The following is a 19,169-nucleotide window of genomic DNA, read 5'->3' on the forward strand; positions in this document are numbered from 1 at the left end:
GGGGTGCGGCACCATGGCGCCATGACGTCGATCGCAACCCGGCGGATCACCGTGGATGGCCTCACCACGTCGGTCCATCTGGGCGGGCACGGCGCCGCACGTGAGGCGGTGGTGTTCGTGCACGGCAACCCCGATGCCGGCGCTGACTGGATGCCGTTGATGGTGCGCGTCGCCGAGTTCGCGACTGTCGTCTCCCCGGATCTGCCAGGCTTCGGTGCAGCCGACGCCCCCGCTCACGGCGACTACACCGTGGCCGGTTACGCGCGGTTCCTCGACGGCCTGATCGCCCAGCTCGGCCTCGAGCGGGTGCACCTGGTCGCCCACGATTTCGGCGGCCCGTTCGCACTGACCTGGGCGGCCGACCACCCCGAGTTGATCGGCAGCGTCACGCTGCTCAACACCGGCGTGATGATCGGCTACCGCTGGCACAGGATGGCGCGCATCTGGCGCACACCGCTGCTCGGGGAGCTCATGATGCGACGGACCACGCTCGGCGTGGCCCGGGTGGCACTCGGTCGGGAGAACCCTGGCCTGCCGCGGGAGTGGGTCGACACCCTCGCCCGGCACCTGGTCCCGACGCACACCAAGCGTGCGGTACTCAAGCTCTACCGCAGTACCCGCGTCGATGACGTCGCCGCCTTGACGCCGCGGCTGCGGGCACACGACCACGACGCACTGGTGGTGTGGGGCGCAGCCGATTCGTACCTGCCGGTCGAGCAGGCCCACCGCCAGGTCCAGGCTTTCCCCCGGGTGCAGATTCACATCCTGCCCGGCGTCGGCCACTGGGCGTGGCTGGAGCAGACCGACCAGGTCGCCGCGCATGTGCTGCCTTTTCTGCGCCAGCGGGTCAGCACACCCCAGTCAGCCAATAGTCAACCTGCCCAAGGAGATTGAAATGTCCCATGCTGTCGACGATCGCCCCGTCAACCTCAAGGCGTTCGCAAACCTGCCCGCCGATGCCCCGGTGGTGATGATCAACCTGCTGAAGTTCCACGAGGGTGACGGTGTGCAGCACTACTTGACCTACTCCCGCGAAGTGGTGCCGCACCTGGAGCGCGTCGGTGGTGTGGTCCGGTACGCGGGCACCACTCCGCACAACGTCATCGGCGACGGCGAGCGGCCGTGGTGGGACGCCATCCTGGTCGTCGAGTACCCGTCGCCGCAAGCCTTCGTCGACATGGTGCTCGACCCGGGCTACCAGAAGGTGCACGAGCATCGCGCCGCCGCGCTGCAGCAGGGCGATCTGGTGGCCACGTCCCAGTGGATGCTGGGCTGAAAGGTCGCAATGCCCTCGCCGCTGTGGCTTTAGGCCCCTACCCGTCGATCGTGACCTAGGTCACGATGAAGCCATGGATGACGACCACGAGCTGATCCTTGTCGCCGCGTACGGAGACCTCGACCGCGCCCGCGCCGATTTCCACGAGTTGGAGAAGCGGATCGCGCACGGCATGGAGTTACGGGCGGCCGCGCTGGTCACCAAGGATGATGACGGCCAGCCCCAGGTGGTCGAGGCGCACAACCGGCATGGCCGGGTCGGCGCCGGACTGGGCGCCGGCCTCGGATTGCTGGTCGGCCTGTTCCTGCCCCCGGTGGGGATCGGGGTGCTGGTCGGCGGGGCGGCGGGCGCGTTGGTCGCCTCGTTCGCCGAGCACGAACTGCGGATCGGGCTGCGCCACGAGATCGGTGAGGCCCTCGAAGCCGGTACCGGTGTGGTGATCGCGGCGGTGTACCCGAATGGCCGGGTGCCCGTGGAACTCACGCTGTTCCGGTCCTCGAAGACTGCTGCGGTGCGCATGGACAAGTCGACCGTCAACAGTCTCGATGACGAGGTGGCCAAGGTGATGGCCGAGATCGGTCACCCGATCAGCGCTGGCACGACGGACACCAGTACGTAATCCGCTCGGAGTCCACGCCGTCGGCGCGGGCGATCCGCGTTCCGCATCTGCGGCATGGCTGACCGGAGCGGCCGTACACCCACAGCTCCTCACCTGTCCGGCGATTTCCGGTGGTGGTCCGGTTGGTTCGGGAGCGATTGGCCCACAACATGTCCCGTGCTCGCGTCACCACCCGCAGCGGATCGGTCAGCGTGCTGACCGCGCTGGTGGGCAGCCGACCGAAGACGAAGCACAGCTCGTTGCAGTACACATTGCCCACACCCGCCATCACCCGCTGATCCAGCAGCGCGGCTGCGATCGGCCGGTCCGGGTCGGCGACGAGGTTGGCGGCGGCCAGTGCCGGGTCCCAGTCGGGCCCGAGCAGGTCCGGGCCCAGGTGGTCCACCACGTCCATATCGTGGGCGCGCTCCAGCACCTCGAGGATGCCCAGGTCAATGCCGGCTGCCTGGACATCGCTGGTTTCCAACATGATTCGGATCTTGTACGGCTGGCGCACCGGAGTTCCCCGGGCATCCACTCGCCAGCTGCCGTCCATCTTCAGGTGTGAGTGGATGCTGGCCGCGCCGACTCTGATGAAGAGGTGCTTGCCGCGCGAGAGCACCTCGTCGACGGTCTGGCCGGTCAAATCCACGGTCGCGTACCGCGGCACCCGGACGTCGCAGCGGGTGAGTGTCTTGCCCACCAGCGCCTCGCGCAGTGTGGCCGCGGTGCGGAAGACGGTGTCGCCCTCAGGCACCGGTATCCCCGCGCCGCAGTGCTGGACTCACGGATCCACGCTATCCCAGGTGGCTATTGCGTCAGTATTGACACAAATGTGTCACTAATGACACGATTGCCGCCGACGAGGAGGAGGACGGCACATGGCTTATGTGATCGCCGCGCCCTGTGCGGACATCAAGGACAAAGCCTGCGTGGAGGAGTGTCCGGTGGACTGCATCTACGAAGGCAATCGGATGCTCTACATCCAGCCCGAGGAGTGCGTCGACTGCGGCGCCTGTGAACCCGTCTGCCCGACGGAGGCGATCTTCTACGAGGACGACCTCCCTGACGACCTGAGCCCCTACACCCGGATCAATGCCGAATTCTTCGCCGAGATCGGCTCGCCGGGCGGTGCCGCCAAACTCGGCGCACTGGATCGAGACCATGCCGACGTCGCCGCTCTGCCGCAGCGTGTTGACTCCTGACGCGAACCACTTCCGATGGCAGGCTTCACCGTGTCACCACGCCGTTGTCCATCGATAGGGGGACAGCTCTTTCGTCCCTCCCGTGGCCCAAGCGGCGGATACCGCACACGTTGGCCCTGCCGGAACCTTATTGCTGTCAGTACGGCTGCGCGGAGGGCATGAACATGAGGATCAATCGGACGACGACGGTGGCCGGTATCTGCGGCACGTTGACAGCTTGCTCGCTGTTGCTTGCCGGACCTGCGGCAGCTGCTGGCGCCGCGGGGGTGCCCAGTCCATCCAGCCATGGATACAGCTCGACAGCGGCTTCGCCCAACGTGAAGCCCGAGTGTCCCGGATTCATGAACAAAAACTCCTGCTTGCGTTGACCGCGGTTGTTACACCTAGCGCAGCCGCAATCCGCGCGGCGTGCGGGCGAACCCGGCGTCGATCAGTGCCTCGGCGCTCACCCGCTGGTCTGGATGTGCGGCGACTTCCAGCACGGGCACCCCGTCGAGCTTCTCGACCAGCACCCCGCCGACCCGGCCGCTGCTCACCAGTTCCGCCAGGGCGCCGGCAGCAGCGCGCTGCGCTTCGTCATCGGTGCTGAAGTTCAGCAGCGAGCGACCGCCCCGTTCGAGGAACCACACCAGGTCGCCGTCGACGAGGACCACGAGGGCACCGGCTTTGCGGCCGGGCCGGTGGCTGGCGTCGGTGTCGGGGCGGTTCGGCCAGGGCAGCGCGGCTCCGTACGGGTTGGCCGGGTCCGCGGCGGCGAGCACCACGGCGCGATACTCGGGGCGCTCCTGATCGACGGTGTCGAGGTAGGTGCGCAGGCGGTCGACGGTCGAGGCGACCGCGAACTGGGCACCACCGAGTGACTCCACGAAGTAGCCACGCTGACAGCGGCCGGCCTCCTCGAAGCCGCTGAGCACCTTGTAGAGCATCGCGAAACCGCCAGGCACACCTTCGGCGGCGACCGCCCCCTTGGTCAACACGCCATAGCGGTTCAGCAACATCTCGGCCGAAAAGTGTGCGCGCAGTGTCGAATCCGGCTCCCGGACCGACACCGCTGACCACCGGCCAGCCACGGTCGGATCCGCGGTCCTGCTCTGCGGGTTGGCCACCGAGTACCGGCTCAGCCGCGGCGCGCGACGCTGGCGGTGGGCGGGTGCGGCCGGTCGGCGGGTGCCCGGTTTACGCCCGCCGGCCAGCATGGAGCGCACGGGCGCGAACGTGTCCCCGGTGACCCAGCCGGCCCAGATCAGTTCCCACAGCGCAGTTTTGAAGGACTCCTCGGATCCCTGCACGAGTTGTCGGAAGAAGAACGCCCCGCGCGCCTCACCCGGCGAGCCCAGCACGTCGAAGATGGCGCGGTGGGTGTCGGTGAAGTCGATTTCGGCGGGGGCGGCCATGGTGAGCGGCGCGGTGTCGGCGAGGTGGAAGGCGATCCAGCCGTCGCTGCCGGACAGCGACCCGGCTCCCGTCCAGGTGACCTCGCCGGAGGCCAGCAGCTCGTCGAGCATGGCGGGCTGGTAATCCCGGACCCGCGAAGCGAACACCAGCGGCTCGACCGCCGAGGCGGGTATCGGAACTCCGGCCAGTTGGTCGATGACCCCGGCCAGGCCATCCACCCCAGAGGTGGCCGAACGGCCGACCTGCTGCCAGGCCGGCAGGAAGCGTGCGTAGGCGCTGGTGCTGACGGGTTCGACCTGCGCGCGCAGCGCGGCTAGTGAACGGCGTCGCAGGATGCGGAGGACCTCGGCGTCACACCATTGGTCGGCATCAGGGCCGGCAAGGAATTCGCCGCGAATGAGCTTGCCGTCCAGGGCCATCCGGCCCAGGACGTCGGCGGCCACCCGGAGCCCGAGGCCGAACCGGGCCGCCGCCTCCGCGGTGGTGAACGGGCCGCGGGTGCGGGCGAACCGGCCCATCAGCTCGCCGAGCGGATCGGGGACCGTCTCGGTGAAACTGGTGGGCACCCCTACCGGAACGGCGACGCCCACCGCGTCGCGAAGTCGCCCGATGTCCTCGATGCCGACCCACCACGACCGGCCGGCATAGGAGACCGGCAGCACCCGCTTGGCGGCGTGCAGTCCGGCCAGCCAGCCTCCGACGTCGGCGGCCTGACACCGTTGCGCGATCTCATCTTCGGTCAGCGGCCCGAGCAACCGCAATAGGTCGGCCACCCCTTCGGCGTCGCGGGCCTTGCGGTCCTCCGAGAGATGTTGCAATTGGCGCGATGTCGCGGCGATGACATCGGGGTCGAGGAGCTCGCGCAGCTCGACACGGCCCAACAGCTCGGACAGCAGCGTGCTGTCCAGCGACAGCGCCGCCGCGCGACGCTCGGCCAGCGGGCTGTCGCCCTCGTACATGAACGCGCCGACGTAGCCGAACAGCAGCGAAGCCGCGAACGGCGACGGCGTCGGCGTCGGGACCTCCACCAGTCGGACCCGCCGCTGGGCGATCCGGCCCATCAGATCGGTCAGCGTTGGCACGTCGTAGACGTCCTGCAAGCACTCGCGTACCGCTTCCAGCACGATGGGGAAGTCGGGGTACTTGCGCGCCACGTCGAGCAACTGGGCCGCCCGCTGCCGTTGGTGCCACAGCGGAGAGCGCTTGCCGGGGTTGCGTTTCGGCAGCAGCAGAGCCCGGGCGGCGCACTCGCGGAACCGGGAGGCGAACAAAGCCGACCCGCCGACCTCGGTGGTGACCAGCGGCTCGATCTCGTCGGGTTCGAAGACGAACAGGTCAGCCCCCGGCGGGCGGTCCTCGGTGTCGGGCAACCGCACCACGATGCCGTCGTCGGAGGCTGTCGGTTTCTCGTCGATGCCGTAACGCTCGAGCAGCCGCCGGCTGACGGCCAGCGCCAATGGTCCGTGCACCTTCAGGCCGTAGGGGGAGTGCAGGATCACCCGCCAATCGCCCAGTTCGTCGCGGAACCGCTCCACCAGCAGGGTGGTGTCGCTGGGCACCACCGTGGTGGCGGTGCGCTGATCGTCGAGCAGCTGCCACAAGTTGTCGGTGGCGTAGTCGGCGAAACCCAAAGCGGCGCAGCGGCTGTCAAACTGTTCACGGTCCAGGCCGGCCAACTCGCCGGTGAACCGGCCCACGGCCTGGCCCAGCTCAGCCGGCCGGCCCGCGTCGTCACCGCGCCAGAACGGCAGCCGGGCGGGTTGTCCGGGTGCGGGGATCACCAGCACCCGATCGTGGGTGATCTCGGTGATCCGCCAGCTGGTGGCCCCCAGCGAGATCACATCGCCCGGGCGGGACTCGTAAACCATCTCCTCATCGAGTTCGCCTACCCGCGAGGGCTTTTCGGAATCCGTTGCCAGATACACGGTGAACATGCCGCGGTCCGGGATGGCCCCACCGGAGGTCACGGCCAATCGTTGTGCCCCCGGCCGCGCGGTCAGTGTGCCGTTGTCGCGGTCATAGATCAGGCGGGGACGTAGCTCGGCGAAATCGGTGGACGGATACTTGCCCGACAGTAGATCCAGGGTGGCCTCGAACGCGCTGCGGGGCAGCGTCGCGAACGGCGCGCTGCGGCGCGCCACGTCGAACCATTCGTCAGCACTGACCGGCTCCAGCGCGCACGCCGCCACGGTGTGCTGGGCCAGGATGTCCAGCGGGTTGGTCGGTACGCGCATCGTCTCGATCTGGCCGCCGAGCATCCGTTGCACGCTGACCGCACACTCGATCAGATCGGTCCGGTGCTTGGGGAACAGCACGCCGCGGGAGATCTCGCCGACCTGGTGGCCGGCCCGGCCGATGCGCTGCAGGCCGCTGGCCACGGACGGCGGCGCCTCGACCTGGATCACCAGATCCACCGCGCCCATGTCGATGCCGAGTTCCAGGCTCGAGGTGGCCACGACCGCCTTGAGGCGCCCCGTCTTCAGGTCGTCTTCGACCGCGGCGCGCTGCTCCTTGGACACCGAGCCGTGGTGCGCGCGGGCCAGTAGCGGCTCAGCCCCGAAGGTCTGCCCGCTGGCCATCACGTGGGCGGGCGGACCACCCGGTACTTCCCGGTTGGCCGGTGCGGCCAGTTCGATGCCGCTGCGCTCCGCGTGAATCTCATTGATCCGCGACGTCAGCCGCTCGGCCAGTCGGCGGGAGTTGGCGAACACGATGGTCGACTGGTGCGCCTCGATCAGGTCGACGATGCGCGCCTCGACATTGGGCCAGATCGTATTGTTCTCGAGATTGGCCATATCGGGGACCGGCACCTGGACGGTGAGCTCGAAGGTCTTGGCCGCAGGCGGCGCCACGATCGTCGTCGGCCGCGCACCGGAGAGGAAGCGGGCCACCTCCTCGGGCGGACGAACGGTGGCAGACAGGCCGATCCGCTGTGCCGGCTTGGCCAGCATCGCGTCGAGACGTTCCAGCGACACCGCCAGATGCGCCCCGCGTTTGGTTCCGGCGACGGCATGCACCTCGTCGACGATGACGGTCTGCACCCCGGCCAGCGTCTCGCGGGCCGCCGAGGTCAGCATCAAGAACAGCGACTCCGGTGTGGTGATCAGGATGTCCGGCGGCCGGGTGATCAGTTCGCGGCGCTGGGCAGGGGGAGTGTCACCGGAACGGACGCCGACGCTGATCTGCGGAACCGGCAGGCCGTCGCGTTCGGCAATCCGGGTGATGCCGGTGAGCGGGGTGCGCAAGTTGCGTTCGACGTCGACCGCCAACGCCTTCAGCGGCGAGACGTAGAGCACCCGAGTGCCGCGGCTGCGCTCCTGCCCGTCACCCGTCGGCTCCTGCGCCAACTGGTCGATGGCCCACAGGAACGCCGCCAGCGTCTTGCCCGACCCGGTTGGGGCGATGACCAGGGTGTTGTCCCCGTTGGCGATCGCCGCCCACGCCTGCGCCTGGGCGGCAGTGGGCTCGACGAACGTGCCCGCGAACCAGCTCCGGGTCAGCGGACTGAACCGGGCCATCACGTCGGCGGGACTCACGACACCAGCCTGCCAGGTCCTACCGACAAACTTGGCTGCATCGATCGCCGCCTGGCCCTACCCTGGCCACACGGGTAGGGGGTGCGGTGACGTCGGCTACCGAAATCTGCCGGTCGTGTGGGGCCAGACCACACGAGGGCGCCCGATTCTGCGGGCAGTGCGGTGCGCAGCTCAGCGCAACGTCGGCCCCCTCGGAGTACAAGCAGGTCACGGTGCTTTTCGCCGATGTGGTGCGCTCGATGGCGATCGCGGCAGCTTTGGACATCGAGCGGTTGCGCGATGTGATGACCGAGTTGCTGGAGCGAACCGCAGCCGTCGCGCGCCGCTATGGCGGAACGGTCGAATACAACGGCGATGGAGTGATGGCGCTGTTCGGCGCACCGGTGGCGCTGGAGGACCACGCGTTCCGGGCCTGCCTGGCGGCCCTGGAGATGCAGGACGAAGCCCGCAAGGTGGCCGCCGACGTGCGGAGCCGTGACGGCGTCGAGGTCAGCATTCGGGTGGGGCTCAACTCAGGGCGGGTGATCGCCGGTCGGATCGGCTCCGGGGTGCTGGGATACGCCGCCACGGGCGAGACCGTCGGATTCGCGCAGCGGATGGAAACGGTGGCCCCACCCGGCGGCGTGTTGCTCTCCGAATACACCGCCCGGCTGGTCGAACACCGCACCGACCTGTCCGACCCCGAATGGTGTCAGGTCAAGGGATCCGACCAGCCGGTGCTGGCTCGCCGACTGCTGGGCATCGCCGACCGAACGATCGGACGCTTCGAGGCCAGTCTTGTGGGCCGGGGCGGCGAGATGGCCGCCATCGAGGCTCATATCGAAGAGACGATTGGTGGCCGCGGTGGCGTGCGGTGTGTGGTCGGACCGCCCGGCATCGGCAAATCCCGGCTCGCGCGTGAGGCGGCGGCGCTGGCTGCCCGGCGCGGTGTCGAGGTGACATGGACCTACTGCGAATCCCACACCGCTGAGGTGCCATTCCATGCGGTGGCCCAGTTGTTGCGGGCGGCGACCGGGGTGACCGACCTCGCAGCGTCCGAGGCCCGGGAGAAGGTGCGGGCGACGTTCCCGGGTGCCGATCCGGTGGACCTGTTGTTGTTCGACGATCTGCTCGGTATCGCCGACCCGGATGTGCCTGCGCCGCAGATCGATCCGGCGGCCCGGCGGCGCCGGTTCACAGCGCTGATCAATGCCGCCTCGCTGGCGCGTACCGCCCCGGCGCTGCTGATCATCGAAGACGCGCATTGGATCGACCCCGTCAGCGAATCGATCGTGGCCGATCTGCTCGCGGTCATCGCGGGCACGCCGACGCTGGTGTTGATCACGTATCGACCGGACTATGAGGGCGTCCTGGCGCGGCTGTCCGCCGCTGCGACGATTCTCCTGAAGCCCCTTGGTGATTCGGATACCACCGCGCTGATCATCGAACTGCTCGGTACCCATCCGTCCGTCCGGGACCTGTCCACCACCATTGCGCAACGGGCAGCCGGAAATCCGTTCTTCGCCGAGGAGATCGTCCGCGAGTTGGTGCAGCGGGGCGTGCTGACCGGGGAGCGCGGCGCCTACGTCCGTCGGGCCGACGTCGGTGAGGTGACGGTGCCCGCCACGGTCCAGGCCGCCATCACCGCGCGCCTGGATCGCCTCAGCGCGCCGGCCAAGCAAACGCTGCACGCGGCGGCGGTGATCGGAGCGCGCTTCGGCGCGGAGCTACTCACTACATTGGGTATCGATCCCGTCTTCGATGAGCTGTTGGGGGTGGAGTTGGTCGAGCAGGTGCGATCCACCCCCACCGCCGAGTACGATTTCCGGCACCCGTTGATCAAGGCCGTTGCCTACGAATCGCAGCTGAAATCGACGCGCTCCGAATGGCATCGGCGGCTGGCAACGGTGATCGAGGAGCGGGCCCCCGAATCGGTCGAGGAGAACGCCGCGCTCATTGCCGAACATCTCGATGCCGCCGGCGATCTCGAAGCGGCGTACGGCTGGCACCTGCGGGCTGCGGCATGGTCGACCAATCGTGATCTCGGTGCAGCCCGGATCAGCTGGGAGCGGGCGTGCGCCGTTGCCGACCGGCTGCCGGACAGCCCGCAACACCGAGGCATGCGGATCGCCCCGCGCACCATGCTGTGTGCGACGGATTGGCAGGCGGAGGTTGTCCAGGACAGCTGGGGACGGTTTACCGAACTGCGCGAATTATGCACTGCGGCAGGGGACAGGGTCTCGCTGGCCATCGGGATGACCGGGCTGGCTTCCGAGTTGTTGTATGCCGGACGCCCCGGCGAGGGTTCCCGGCTGGCGATGGAACAGATGGAACTGCTGGATTCGATCGGCGATCCCGCGCTCACATTGGGATTGGCGTTCGTGGCATTCGCCAACTGGTTCAACAGCGGTGACATCGACGCTATCGCCACCTGGTCGCATCGCCTTGTCGAGCTGGCCGACGGCGACTCGACGCTGGGCTCAGCGTTCGGAATCGGCTCACCCCTCGCGATTGCAATGGTGTTTCGCGGCCTGGCGGGATGGTGGATCGGCCGCCCCGGCTGGCGGCGCGATGTCGACGATGCTCTCGAGATCGCCCGTGGTGCTGGCCCCTCCGCCTTCGCCTTGGTGGCGGTCTGGGCTCACGGCGCCCTGCTGTACGGGGTTGTCCGAGCCGACGCCGACGCGATCCAGACAATCGCCGAGGCGGCGCAGCAGGCTGAGGGTGCCAGCAATGACTTCTCGGTGGTCGGGTCGAAATTCGGTCTCGCCGTGGCACTGTTGTGCTCCCCCGCCGAGGCGGACCGTGCCCGCGGACTGGAGTTGATGCTCACGGCACGCGACATCTGGCTGCCTGAGCGATCGCCCTCTCTGGTTCCCCTAGCCACTGTCTGCGCCGCGCGGGAACTGGCCCGGCACGGCGACCGCGACAGCGCACTCGATCAGATGCGGCTGGCCGTCGGGGATCTGCTCGATGCTCGCCGGGTCGGGTGGATCGGTTGCTGCACAGCGATTCTGGTGGAGACGCTGATCGACCGGGGGAGCGAGAGCGACCTGGAGGAGGCGGAGAATCTGATCGCCGAGCTGGGTCAGCTGAAGCAGGCTGCCATCCTGGAGGTGACCGTGCTTCGGTTGCGTGCCCTGCTCGCGGCAGCCCGCGGCGATGATGCAGCCTATCGTGCCCTGGTCGCCGACTACCGGCAGCGAGCGGAATCGCTTGACTACGAGGGGCATAGCGAGTGGGCCGCCAGCATGGCCGACGGCGCACCGCTGGGCTCTACACCGGCGAACTGAGCCCCCGCGCCGGTCGTGCCGATGCACCCGTCGAACGGTGGGTCGAATGGTTTACCGTCGGTTCCCGCCCCGAATCATGCGGCGAGGACGCGGCTGATGTGCGCGATGAACGTGCAGCAGCTGACGGCCGTACGGGGGAAACAGCGTCGGCAGGTCGCCGAAGGATTGACCGCGCCGATCCGGCCGCGTTACGGAGTGTCCCCTGCCCGACGGGGCGCGCGGAGTGGGCCGTGGTCGTTTCGGCGCTTCCCGTGTTGGTGGCCTTTGCGGCGGCCGCGGTTGTTGGTGACGGATTGCCGGACACCCCTCTCGTCAGCCAGCGGGCCGCCTCTTGAACCAGGAGAACCGGCAAGCTGAGCGCCCAGATGACGGTACCGACCGCGCCTGCGAGCAGGATGGGGCCGAAGAACAGCACCGCAAAGACGATGACTCCGGGCGCTTGTTCCAACAACGGGCTACCTGATTCCGCAGCGGTAGGCGTCAGCGCGACCCGGCTCGCAGCCGCCGGCTGCCGTTTGCCGGTAAGCCCCGAGGTCGGTGCGGCGACCGTTGAGGCTTGAGTGGCCGTGAGTCTCACCGCGTATCGCTCATTGGATGTGATGTGGTGGTCCGGCGGCGCCACCACGACGGTGGCCGCCAGGATTCCCGCACTCGCCACGCAGATGCATCGGGTGAATTGTCGATGTGTCCAGCGGGGCACTTTCGCTGTGTTGTTCATGCTCGGCAGCCTGTCAGGGTGTGGCACCGACTTGATCAGTAGCGAGGTACCGCATTGTCGGCTGGTGGTGGCTGAGCAGGATGATTATCAGGCGATTTCATGGCGTCGTCGGAGTCGCCAGATGCTCGCTGACTGCGAGCTCCGGTGCCAATGGGACGTGTTGTCGCGCTCGGCTTGTCGTTGCCATCGGGGTGACGCTTGTTGGTCTGGCTGGCTGCCGCCAGTTCATCAGCCATCCGGTCACCGATCGAGGCTGTCGCGGTGGTGGCTCCGACGAGTCTGGGAACGTCCAGCATGGCCGCGACCGCGATCGCGACGACAGCGACTTCCAGTGCGGCCGTCATGGTGTCGGCGGCCATCATTGATCGGAAGCGCTGCTTGCGGCGGATGTGGCGTGGCGAGCACTGCGCCCAGTGGATTTCTCCGACCTGTCGGCCGCGCCGTTCACCGCGCGTTTCGTCGTGGAATCATCGGCGGAGTGCGCGCTCTGCCTGGCGCCGACCGTCTTCGCCGCAATGCTACGTAGGCTCGTTGCCGCGGAACTGCGGGCGCGCATACGACTGGCCGGCTGGTTGACGGGCGTGGCCGCCGAGGCGCGGGTGGTCGCTGCACTCGGTGAGTGCGCGGTCGATATGGCTGATGACGGCGAAGTATCACGAGCAGCGGCTCTGGTGGTCGAGACGACGGGCGCCGCCGGGCCTGCGACGAGTCGCTGGAGTTGCGACACCACCCACATCACCGCAAAGAAGGCGATCACCAACGGGGCGGTTATCGCGGTCGCAACTGCTTCGACAATCTTCGCCCCGATGTCGGCTGGCGTGAGATTGATCGGGAATGGTTGGGCGGGGCCGCCCGTGGACTGGTTGCTGGCGATGTTCGATGCCGCTGCGCGTATCTGCGCCGCCGACGGCGAGGTGAACGAGACAAACTGGACCGGCTGGACAACCGTTCGGATGTCGGGGTACTCCGGCGAGGCCGTTACCAGATGGGCTGCCAAAATCCCGGCGCCGACCAATGCCATTCCACCGCTGTAGCGGTGCCTTCTCTGCTGTGCGTTCGTCATCACTCAAGCGTGATGCGACCAGCCTCCACTGCCGTCAGTAGCCGAGCACTGCAGATCGGCCAGACGTACTGCCGTCGTGATGCGAGTCGGAGAGCAGAGCCGCCAGTTCTTCCCTGGTGGAGGTTCCGGTTTTGGCCATCGCCCGGTAGATGTGGCTTTCCACGGTGCGCACCGACAGGGTCAGCCGCTTGGCGATATCGGGATTGGTCATCCGCTGGCGGATCAACATGACGATCTCGCGCTCCCGATTGGTGAACGGCACCGGTGCGGCCGCCTGGCTCAGCGCCGGTGTGACGACTGTGCCGCATCGTTGTGCCAGCGTCGCCGCTCGGCTCGAACACGTCAGAGCCGAGCCGCGCCGGTCCTGGCGGCGATGTACCAGTGCGGCGTGCGCCGCGGCGTCGGCGGCCCCGACCAGGTCACCGATACGCTCGAAATGTTCCGATACACAGACTAGTTCGGCGGCATCCTCAGCGCGCAGTGCCGAGGCGAATCGGGCCGCAACAGCAGCCCGGGGGCCGTCGACCAGGGCAGTCAGTTCGGCCAAGCGGGCGGCGCCGGTATGGCAACCGAATTGCGTCGCCGTCTGCAGGCAGAGCACCTCGGCGGCGAACCGGCCGTCGTCGCGGGCGCGGACGGCGGCGCAGCGCGCGATGGTGATCGCTTCGCTCACCGATCCTTCGTTGGCGACCAGCCAGGCCTTGGCCAGACTGTGCTCGTAGTCCAATTGCCGGAATGCGCGACGTCCGCGATCGATGGTGGCGAGTGCGGTCGAGGCTTCGGCGAGCGATCCCCGCATGGCCAGCGCGGTGGCCAACGGGATCCGATAGCGATGACCCCAACCCGACGAGTGGGTGGCTGACAGGCCGAGGACAGCCTGCTGTAGGAGTTCAACGCCCGCGTCGAGCTGGCCGGCCGCCAGCAGGGCGCGGCCGGCCACGGCCGGACCGAGTAGCTGTGCGGCACCGGGAAGCTCGGCCGCCGCGACGCGTACGCGGTCAGCCACCTCGATGGCGTCACCCAGCCGTCCCGCCAAGGCAAGCGCAGCCACGTGCGCGTCGGCGATGTTGAACCGCATGTGCGGAGCGTCCAGGGAACGGTCGGCCGCGAGATATCCCGCCTCGGCGGTGGATACCGCATCGTCGGCTCGGCCTGCATCGGCGGCGATGGTGGCCAGGGCCCACGCCACCTCAGCTCCTACTACCGGTGGAAGATTCTCGACCTCAAGTGTTTTTGCGGCGGCCAGCGCCGAGGCAGGTCGGTCCGTGGCGAAGAAGAGCACCGTGCGGAACGCGTCGATGTGGTTGCGCCCGTCAGCCGTCGCGACATCGGAAACTTCCTCGATGATCGAGCCGGCGTCGTCGGGGCTGCCCAGTGCCCACAGCGTGTTGCTGGCGCGCAGGAAGGCCAGCCGCGCGCGAACGGCGTCCTCAAGCTCACGACCCGCCAGCGGCGCGAGCACGGATTCGGCAGCCTGACCCTGACCGAGCCAGGACAGGGCATGGCCCCGAAGAAGATTCGCCTCAGGGCCGGCCCCGGCATCGATCGCGGCCGCCGCCAGTCGCTCGGCGAGGTGAAGGTCGGCCAGCCAGACCGCACCGCGAGCGGCCGTCAGCAGCAGATCGGCATCCGGTGGCAGATCGGACTCGACGCTGAGTGCGGCGCGGCGCACCAGCAGAGCGATGTCGTCGGAACCGCGGGCCGCCAGTTCGGTGGCGACCATCCCGCGTAGTCGACGAAGCCGCGTGCGCGGCGATTTTCTTCGGCGAACCTCGGAGTAAAGAGGGTGGGCAACCCGAACCCGCCCGTCACCGGGGCCGTCCACCCGGATGAGGTTGCGGGTCTCGGCCTCCTCGATCGCCGCCGGATCGGTGAGGTTGGTCAGGATGGCCAGTTCGAGCGGTTCGGCGACCGCGAGGACGTCGATCACGTCACCGAGCGGATCGGCGAGCGAACCCATCCGGGTCTCGATCAATCCGACCAGATCGGGGGGCAAGACCGGATCACCCGTCCAGTGCCAGACGCTCCCACTCTGGGTAAGGCGGCCGTCGGAGACCTCTTGTTCGACGATGGTGCGCAGATAGAGTGCATTTCCCTGGGTCAGCCGCCACAGCTGTTCTGCAGCAACGGCATCCACTCGCTCGCCCAGAGTCGCGCCGAGAAGCGCCACGGTCTGCTCACGGGTCAGCGGTGCGAGGTCCAGCCAGGTGAACCTGCCGGCCTTCCAGATCTCCTGTACCGACGCGGATACCGGTTCGTCGTCGCGGACGGTGAGGATCACCGTGGCTGCCCGTCGTTGCACTAGTTGGTGCACGACGAAGGCGGACAGGTCATCGAGGAGGTGCGCATCGTCCACGAGCAGCGCGACTCGCTTGTTGCGACCCGCGCCGGTGAGGGCATCGATCACCCCGCGGACCAAATGGACGGTGTCGGTGGCCGAAGAGGGAGTCCACGCGCTGAAAGCGCCGAGCGGAATCTGTCGGGCAGAGGAGGCGCCGGCGACCCACCGTGTGTCGAAACCGGACGTCTCGGCCGACGCGAGGGCCTCGTGCGCCAGCCTGCTCTTGCCCACACCCGCGCCGCCGCAGATCACGACACCGGAGGTATCCGGCGCCGTCAGGGCGGACACGATGGTCGTCATCTGCCCGCTGCGACCAATCAACGGCCACGACAAGCGCACGTGAAGAACGGTAGCCCGCAGCGTCGGCGATCGCTTCTGAATGCGGGGGTTCCCGAAAGAGTGCAGTAGTGGACTACTGCACCCGCAGCGGGTCAGTCGATCGAGGCGAAATCCACCCACAGGTGCCGCGGTCCCCGGAACACCTGGTTGTGCCGGTACGGCGGTGGGTCGACGACCAATCGCGGCGAGCGCACCCGGCGCAGGAAGATCTCCAACGCGACGTTGATCTCCAGCCTGGCCAGTGGACCGCCGAAACAGGTGTGGATACCGCTGCCGAACCCGAGGTGTTCGTTGCCCTCGCGCAGCGGATCGAACCGATCGGGCTTCTCGAACTTGCGCGGATCACGGTTGGCCGCCGCCCACACCAGGAATACCGCCGAACCGGCCGGGATCCGGGTGCCGGCGATCTCGATATCGGCGGTGGCCCAGCGGCTCGGGAAGAACTGCACCGCCCCTTGCAACCGCTGCACCTCTTCGATCGTCCGTGGAATCAGGTCGGGATGGTCGCGGATCAGGTCCCAAGAACCCTGGTTACGCAGCAGCGTCATCACGCAGTTGCTGATCGTGTTCACCGTCGAGTCATGTCCGGCGACCATCAGCAGCAGCGCGTTGGACTCGGCGACCTCCTTGGACACCGGGCCGTCGGGGCCGTCATCGTGCAGTGCGGCCGACAGTAGGCCTGGCCCCGGCTCGCGGGCCAGGCGCTCAATCTGGTCGTGGACGTAGGTCCCCAACTCCACCATGCTGGTGGCCGCCTTGGCCGCCGCCGCCCGGCCTTCCTCGGTGTCTGCTTCGGGACCGACGTCGGCGCCCTGCATGAAGTCGGTGACCCAGGCGTGGAACTGCGGTTCGTCTTCGATCGGCAAGCCCAGTACCCGGAAGATCACCGACACCGGGATCGGGTAGGAAAAGTCTTCGACGACATCCATCCGCGTGCCACCGCGTGCTTTCACCTTGTCCAGCAGATCGTTGGCCAGGTCGGCGACCATCGACTCCATGCCGGGAATCAGGTCGGGGGAGTGCGGTGGTCCGAAGTGCCGCATGAACTGCCGGCGCATTCTGTCGTGCTCTGGTGGGTCGGACACGAGCATGCTGGCATCGCGGGCCTGAGCGACCTCGGTGGCCTCCAGATGGGTCTGCTTCTCCCCGAACAGCCCTGACGGGCTTCGGCTGATATCGGAGCTGATCCGCGGATCATGCGACAGCGCAAGTGCTTCCGGGTAGCCGGTGACCACATAGGTCTTCTCCGACACCTTCGCGACGGGCGTCTTGCGCAACTCTTCGAAGTAGGGGTACGGGTTGGGCCGGTTCTCGAACTTCATCGCCTCGGCCCAGGCGGTAGCGGCATCCATGGCGGCGTTCTCCTTATGCCCGCGGCCGGAACTCGGCGCTGCGATCGGTCGGGTCATGTCCGGTGAGCACCACATCGGGATTGCCGGCGGGCTCGCGCGGATCGGGGAATCGGGCCGGCATCACCTCGGTGTCCACCGGCCGGTCGTAGCCGGGCGGCGGCGGCGGGAACGGCGCCGACTTCTCGATCAGGGAGGCGTAGTACGGCAGCCACTTTCCGTGGTTGAAGGTGACGGCGCCGACGATGCGCCCACGCCTGCCGTAAGCGGCGGCGAAGCGCCGCTCCGACGGCGAACCCTGGGTGAAGACGATCTCGTTGCCGAACGAGCACACCCCGACGCTCTTGATGTTCACTCCGAACTGCCCGGACCAGAACGACGGCAACGGCAGGTGCGGGCGACGGCCCACCTCCAGGTTGATCATGTTGTTCGCGGCCACCTCGGCGCCGAAAACGGCGTTGTCCCAATGCTCCTGGGAGAGGAACTCGTAGTCGTAGAGGACGTGCGGGGCGCGGGCGACGTCCCCGGCGACGAAGATGTGGTCGGTCACCACGCCGTTGATGTCGAAGGCGCGACAGCCGGCGTCGCAGGCCAGCCCCCACGGCCCCGCGGCAAGACCTGCCCCGTCGAGCCACTCGACATTGCGGATCGAGCCCAGCGAGGCCACTACCACGTCGACGTCGAGCACGGTGCCATCTGACAGGTGGGCCTGGCGGACATGCCCGGAACTGTCGCCCGAAAGTCCCTGCACCGCAATGCCGGTGCGCAGATCCACTCCGGCATCGCGCATCATGCCCGCGGCGATCTCACTGATCACCCCGCCGAGCGCACCCATCAACGGGCCCTTGCCGCGCTCGGCCACCGTCACGTCCAGACCGAGATCGCGGCACACCGAGGCGATCTCAGAGCCCACGAATCCGGAACCCACGATCAGCACCCGCTTGGGCCGGGCCTTGAGCGCGGCGGACAACCCCGTTGCGTCTTCAACGGTGCGCATAGTGAAGACACCCTGCAGCGCGCCCTCTTCCGGGTTGGGCCACGGCCGGGCCCGGGTACCGGTGGCGATCAGCAGCCGGTCGTATTCGACGTCCTCGCCATTGGCCAGCGTCACCACATGGTTGAACCGGTCCAGGCCGACGGCGGCGACCCCGAGCTTCCAGGTGGCGTCCACCGGGCGCAGCCGGGGCAACTTGGTGTGGTCGGCGGGCACCCAGCCCTTGAGGACCTGCTTGGACAGCGGCGGCCGATCGTAGGGTTCGTGCGGCTCGTCACCGATGATGGTCAGTGAACCGTTGAACCCCTTGTCCCGCAGGGCCTCCGCGGCACGAAGTCCGGCCAGCGAAGCGCCGACGATGGCGATCCGGCCCTCGGCGCGGAACTGTTCGACGACCTTGTCGAGCTGGTAGCCGCCGCTCTGCGGGGCGGTCACAGCGTGTCCCGGTCCGCGGGCGGGTCGGCCTCGACGATGATGGCCTGCACCGGGCAGGACGCCGCGGCGCGCAAGACCCGCTGTCGTTGCGATTCGTCGGGATTGGGGTCGTAGGCCAGAGCCTCTTCACCGACCAGCTCGAGCACTTCCGGTGCCAGCGGCACGCATTGTGCATACCCCTGGCACTTGTTCAGATCGACGACCAAGCGCATGAGCGCTGAGACTAATTGGCCCTGCTGGTCAAGTCCTGAATTCCGGCCAGCTCTCAGAGAACGCTGGCGATCTCAGCCTTCAGCGGAATGCCACACCGGTCCCGCAGATCTTTGCCGGGCTGGCGAATCGCCTCGATCTCGTCGTGGACCTGCGGGTTCGCCGCCAGGTAGTCCTTGGTCTTCTGCTTGGCGTCGGCTTTGCTCAAACCCTGCAGACTGGTGAGGAAGTCATTGACATCGGGATGAGTGAACAGATACGTCGTCATCGACGCCGACACTCCCGTCATCACCGCGGTGACGTCGGCTGCCGTGCAGTTCGGCGGGGGATCGGCAACAGCCGTTCCAGCGGCGCCGAACAGAACACCACCGGCACACAGCATGACTGCGGCAGCGCGGCCGATCGAACGAGTGGCAGATTTCATGAGGCTCCTGAGTC

General features: G+C 67.9%; 15 protein-coding genes. 6 read left to right on the forward strand and 9 right to left on the reverse strand.

What is annotated here, in order from left to right:
* Window positions 1-21: 21 nt before the first annotated feature.
* The 3 genes from BN3385_RS08790 to BN3385_RS08800 all read left to right on the forward strand — a co-directional run bounded on the left by BN3385_RS08790 (window position 22) and on the right by BN3385_RS08800 (window position 1,895).
* Window positions 22-894: an alpha/beta fold hydrolase gene (locus BN3385_RS08790; RefSeq protein WP_082690400.1), complete on the forward strand. Its 873-nt coding sequence runs from the start codon at window positions 22-24 to the stop codon at window positions 892-894.
* Window position 895: 1 nt separating this feature from the next.
* On the forward strand, window positions 896-1,276 hold the full coding sequence (locus tag BN3385_RS08795; RefSeq protein WP_059016149.1) for a DUF1330 domain-containing protein: 381 nt from the start codon (window positions 896-898) through the stop codon (window positions 1,274-1,276).
* Window positions 1,277-1,349: 73 nt separating this feature from the next.
* Window positions 1,350-1,895, forward strand: coding sequence for a DUF1269 domain-containing protein (locus BN3385_RS08800; RefSeq protein ID WP_059016150.1), 546 nt, complete (start codon window positions 1,350-1,352; stop codon window positions 1,893-1,895).
* On the opposite strand, the gene nei2 is transcribed toward BN3385_RS08800, so the two are convergent.
* Window positions 1,864-2,631 (reverse strand): endonuclease VIII Nei2, encoded by a 768-nt coding sequence (gene nei2, locus BN3385_RS08805; protein WP_059016151.1) that lies wholly within the window; start codon window positions 2,629-2,631, stop codon window positions 1,864-1,866. The two genes, BN3385_RS08800 and nei2, sit on opposite strands and share 32 nt — an antisense overlap.
* Window positions 2,632-2,755: 124 nt before the next feature.
* On the opposite strand from nei2, the gene fdxA reads away from it, so the two are divergent.
* Complete coding sequence (fdxA, locus tag BN3385_RS08810) at window positions 2,756-3,079, forward strand: ferredoxin (protein WP_059016152.1); 324 nt, start codon at window positions 2,756-2,758, stop codon at window positions 3,077-3,079.
* A 136-nt stretch (window positions 3,080-3,215) separates the two neighbouring features.
* Here the strand turns inward: fdxA and BN3385_RS08815 are convergent, their stop codons facing one another.
* Both BN3385_RS08815 and BN3385_RS08820 read right to left on the reverse strand, forming a co-directional pair.
* On the reverse strand, window positions 3,216-3,422 hold the full coding sequence (locus tag BN3385_RS08815; protein ID WP_059016153.1) for a hypothetical protein: 207 nt from the start codon (window positions 3,420-3,422) through the stop codon (window positions 3,216-3,218).
* Between the two features lie 40 nt (window positions 3,423-3,462).
* The gene (locus BN3385_RS08820) at window positions 3,463-7,992 is read right to left on the reverse strand and encodes an ATP-dependent helicase (RefSeq protein ID WP_059016511.1); all 4,530 of its coding nucleotides are present in this window, start codon (window positions 7,990-7,992) and stop codon (window positions 3,463-3,465) included.
* A gap of 104 nt (window positions 7,993-8,096) precedes the next feature.
* Between BN3385_RS08820 and BN3385_RS08825 the strand changes: the two genes are divergently transcribed.
* Window positions 8,097-11,282, forward strand: a complete 3,186-nt coding sequence (locus tag BN3385_RS08825; RefSeq protein ID WP_059016154.1) for an ATP-binding protein — start codon at window positions 8,097-8,099, stop codon at window positions 11,280-11,282.
* 753 nt (window positions 11,283-12,035) lie between these two features.
* Here BN3385_RS08825 and BN3385_RS08830 read toward each other — a convergent pair.
* Window positions 12,036-12,359 (reverse strand): hypothetical protein, encoded by a 324-nt coding sequence (locus BN3385_RS08830; RefSeq protein ID WP_156432644.1) that lies wholly within the window; start codon window positions 12,357-12,359, stop codon window positions 12,036-12,038.
* Between the two features lie 54 nt (window positions 12,360-12,413).
* On the opposite strand from BN3385_RS08830, the gene BN3385_RS08835 reads away from it, so the two are divergent.
* Window positions 12,414-13,034, forward strand: a complete 621-nt coding sequence (locus BN3385_RS08835; protein ID WP_156432645.1) for a hypothetical protein — start codon at window positions 12,414-12,416, stop codon at window positions 13,032-13,034.
* Window positions 13,035-13,097: 63 nt separating this feature from the next.
* Here BN3385_RS08835 and BN3385_RS08840 read toward each other — a convergent pair whose 3' ends face one another.
* From BN3385_RS08840 to BN3385_RS08860, 5 genes are all read right to left on the reverse strand, one after another.
* On the reverse strand, window positions 13,098-15,743 hold the full coding sequence (locus tag BN3385_RS08840; RefSeq protein WP_059016157.1) for a LuxR C-terminal-related transcriptional regulator: 2,646 nt from the start codon (window positions 15,741-15,743) through the stop codon (window positions 13,098-13,100).
* A gap of 92 nt (window positions 15,744-15,835) precedes the next feature.
* Complete coding sequence (locus BN3385_RS08845; protein WP_059016512.1) at window positions 15,836-17,095, reverse strand: cytochrome P450; 1,260 nt, start codon at window positions 17,093-17,095, stop codon at window positions 15,836-15,838.
* 13 nt (window positions 17,096-17,108) lie between these two features.
* Window positions 17,109-18,452 (reverse strand): NAD(P)/FAD-dependent oxidoreductase, encoded by a 1,344-nt coding sequence (locus BN3385_RS08850; RefSeq protein ID WP_502688059.1) that lies wholly within the window; start codon window positions 18,450-18,452, stop codon window positions 17,109-17,111.
* Between the two features lie 65 nt (window positions 18,453-18,517).
* Entirely contained in the window at window positions 18,518-18,733 is a 216-nt protein-coding gene (locus tag BN3385_RS08855) for a ferredoxin (RefSeq protein WP_059016159.1), read from the reverse strand.
* A 53-nt stretch (window positions 18,734-18,786) separates the two neighbouring features.
* Entirely contained in the window at window positions 18,787-19,155 is a 369-nt protein-coding gene (locus BN3385_RS08860) for a heme-binding protein (RefSeq protein WP_059016160.1), read from the reverse strand.
* Between the last annotated feature and the right edge of the window lie 14 nt (window positions 19,156-19,169).

This window comes from Mycobacterium sp. M26, from assembly GCF_001494595.1.
In the GTDB taxonomy this organism is placed as follows: Bacteria; Actinomycetota; Actinomycetes; order Mycobacteriales; family Mycobacteriaceae; genus Mycobacterium.

Excerpts from the sequence above, each read along its gene's own strand:
- BN3385_RS08790 (WP_082690400.1), top strand. The coding sequence starts at position 22 with ATGACGTCGATCGCAACCCGGCGGATCACCGTGGATGGCCTCACCACG.
- BN3385_RS08795 (WP_059016149.1), top strand. The coding sequence starts at position 896 with ATGTCCCATGCTGTCGACGATCGCCCCGTCAACCTCAAGGCGTTCGCA.
- BN3385_RS08800 (WP_059016150.1), top strand. The coding sequence starts at position 1,350 with ATGGATGACGACCACGAGCTGATCCTTGTCGCCGCGTACGGAGACCTC.
- fdxA (WP_059016152.1), top strand. The coding sequence starts at position 2,756 with ATGGCTTATGTGATCGCCGCGCCCTGTGCGGACATCAAGGACAAAGCC.
- BN3385_RS08815 (WP_059016153.1), bottom strand. The coding sequence starts at position 3,422 with ATGAATCCGGGACACTCGGGCTTCACGTTGGGCGAAGCCGCTGTCGAG.
- BN3385_RS08820 (WP_059016511.1), bottom strand. The coding sequence starts at position 7,992 with ATGGCCCGGTTCAGTCCGCTGACCCGGAGCTGGTTCGCGGGCACGTTC.
- BN3385_RS08830 (WP_156432644.1), bottom strand. The coding sequence starts at position 12,359 with ATGGCCGCCGACACCATGACGGCCGCACTGGAAGTCGCTGTCGTCGCG.
- BN3385_RS08845 (WP_059016512.1), bottom strand. The coding sequence starts at position 17,095 with ATGGATGCCGCTACCGCCTGGGCCGAGGCGATGAAGTTCGAGAACCGG.
- BN3385_RS08855 (WP_059016159.1), bottom strand. The coding sequence starts at position 18,733 with ATGCGCTTGGTCGTCGATCTGAACAAGTGCCAGGGGTATGCACAATGC.
- BN3385_RS08860 (WP_059016160.1), bottom strand. The coding sequence starts at position 19,155 with ATGAAATCTGCCACTCGTTCGATCGGCCGCGCTGCCGCAGTCATGCTG.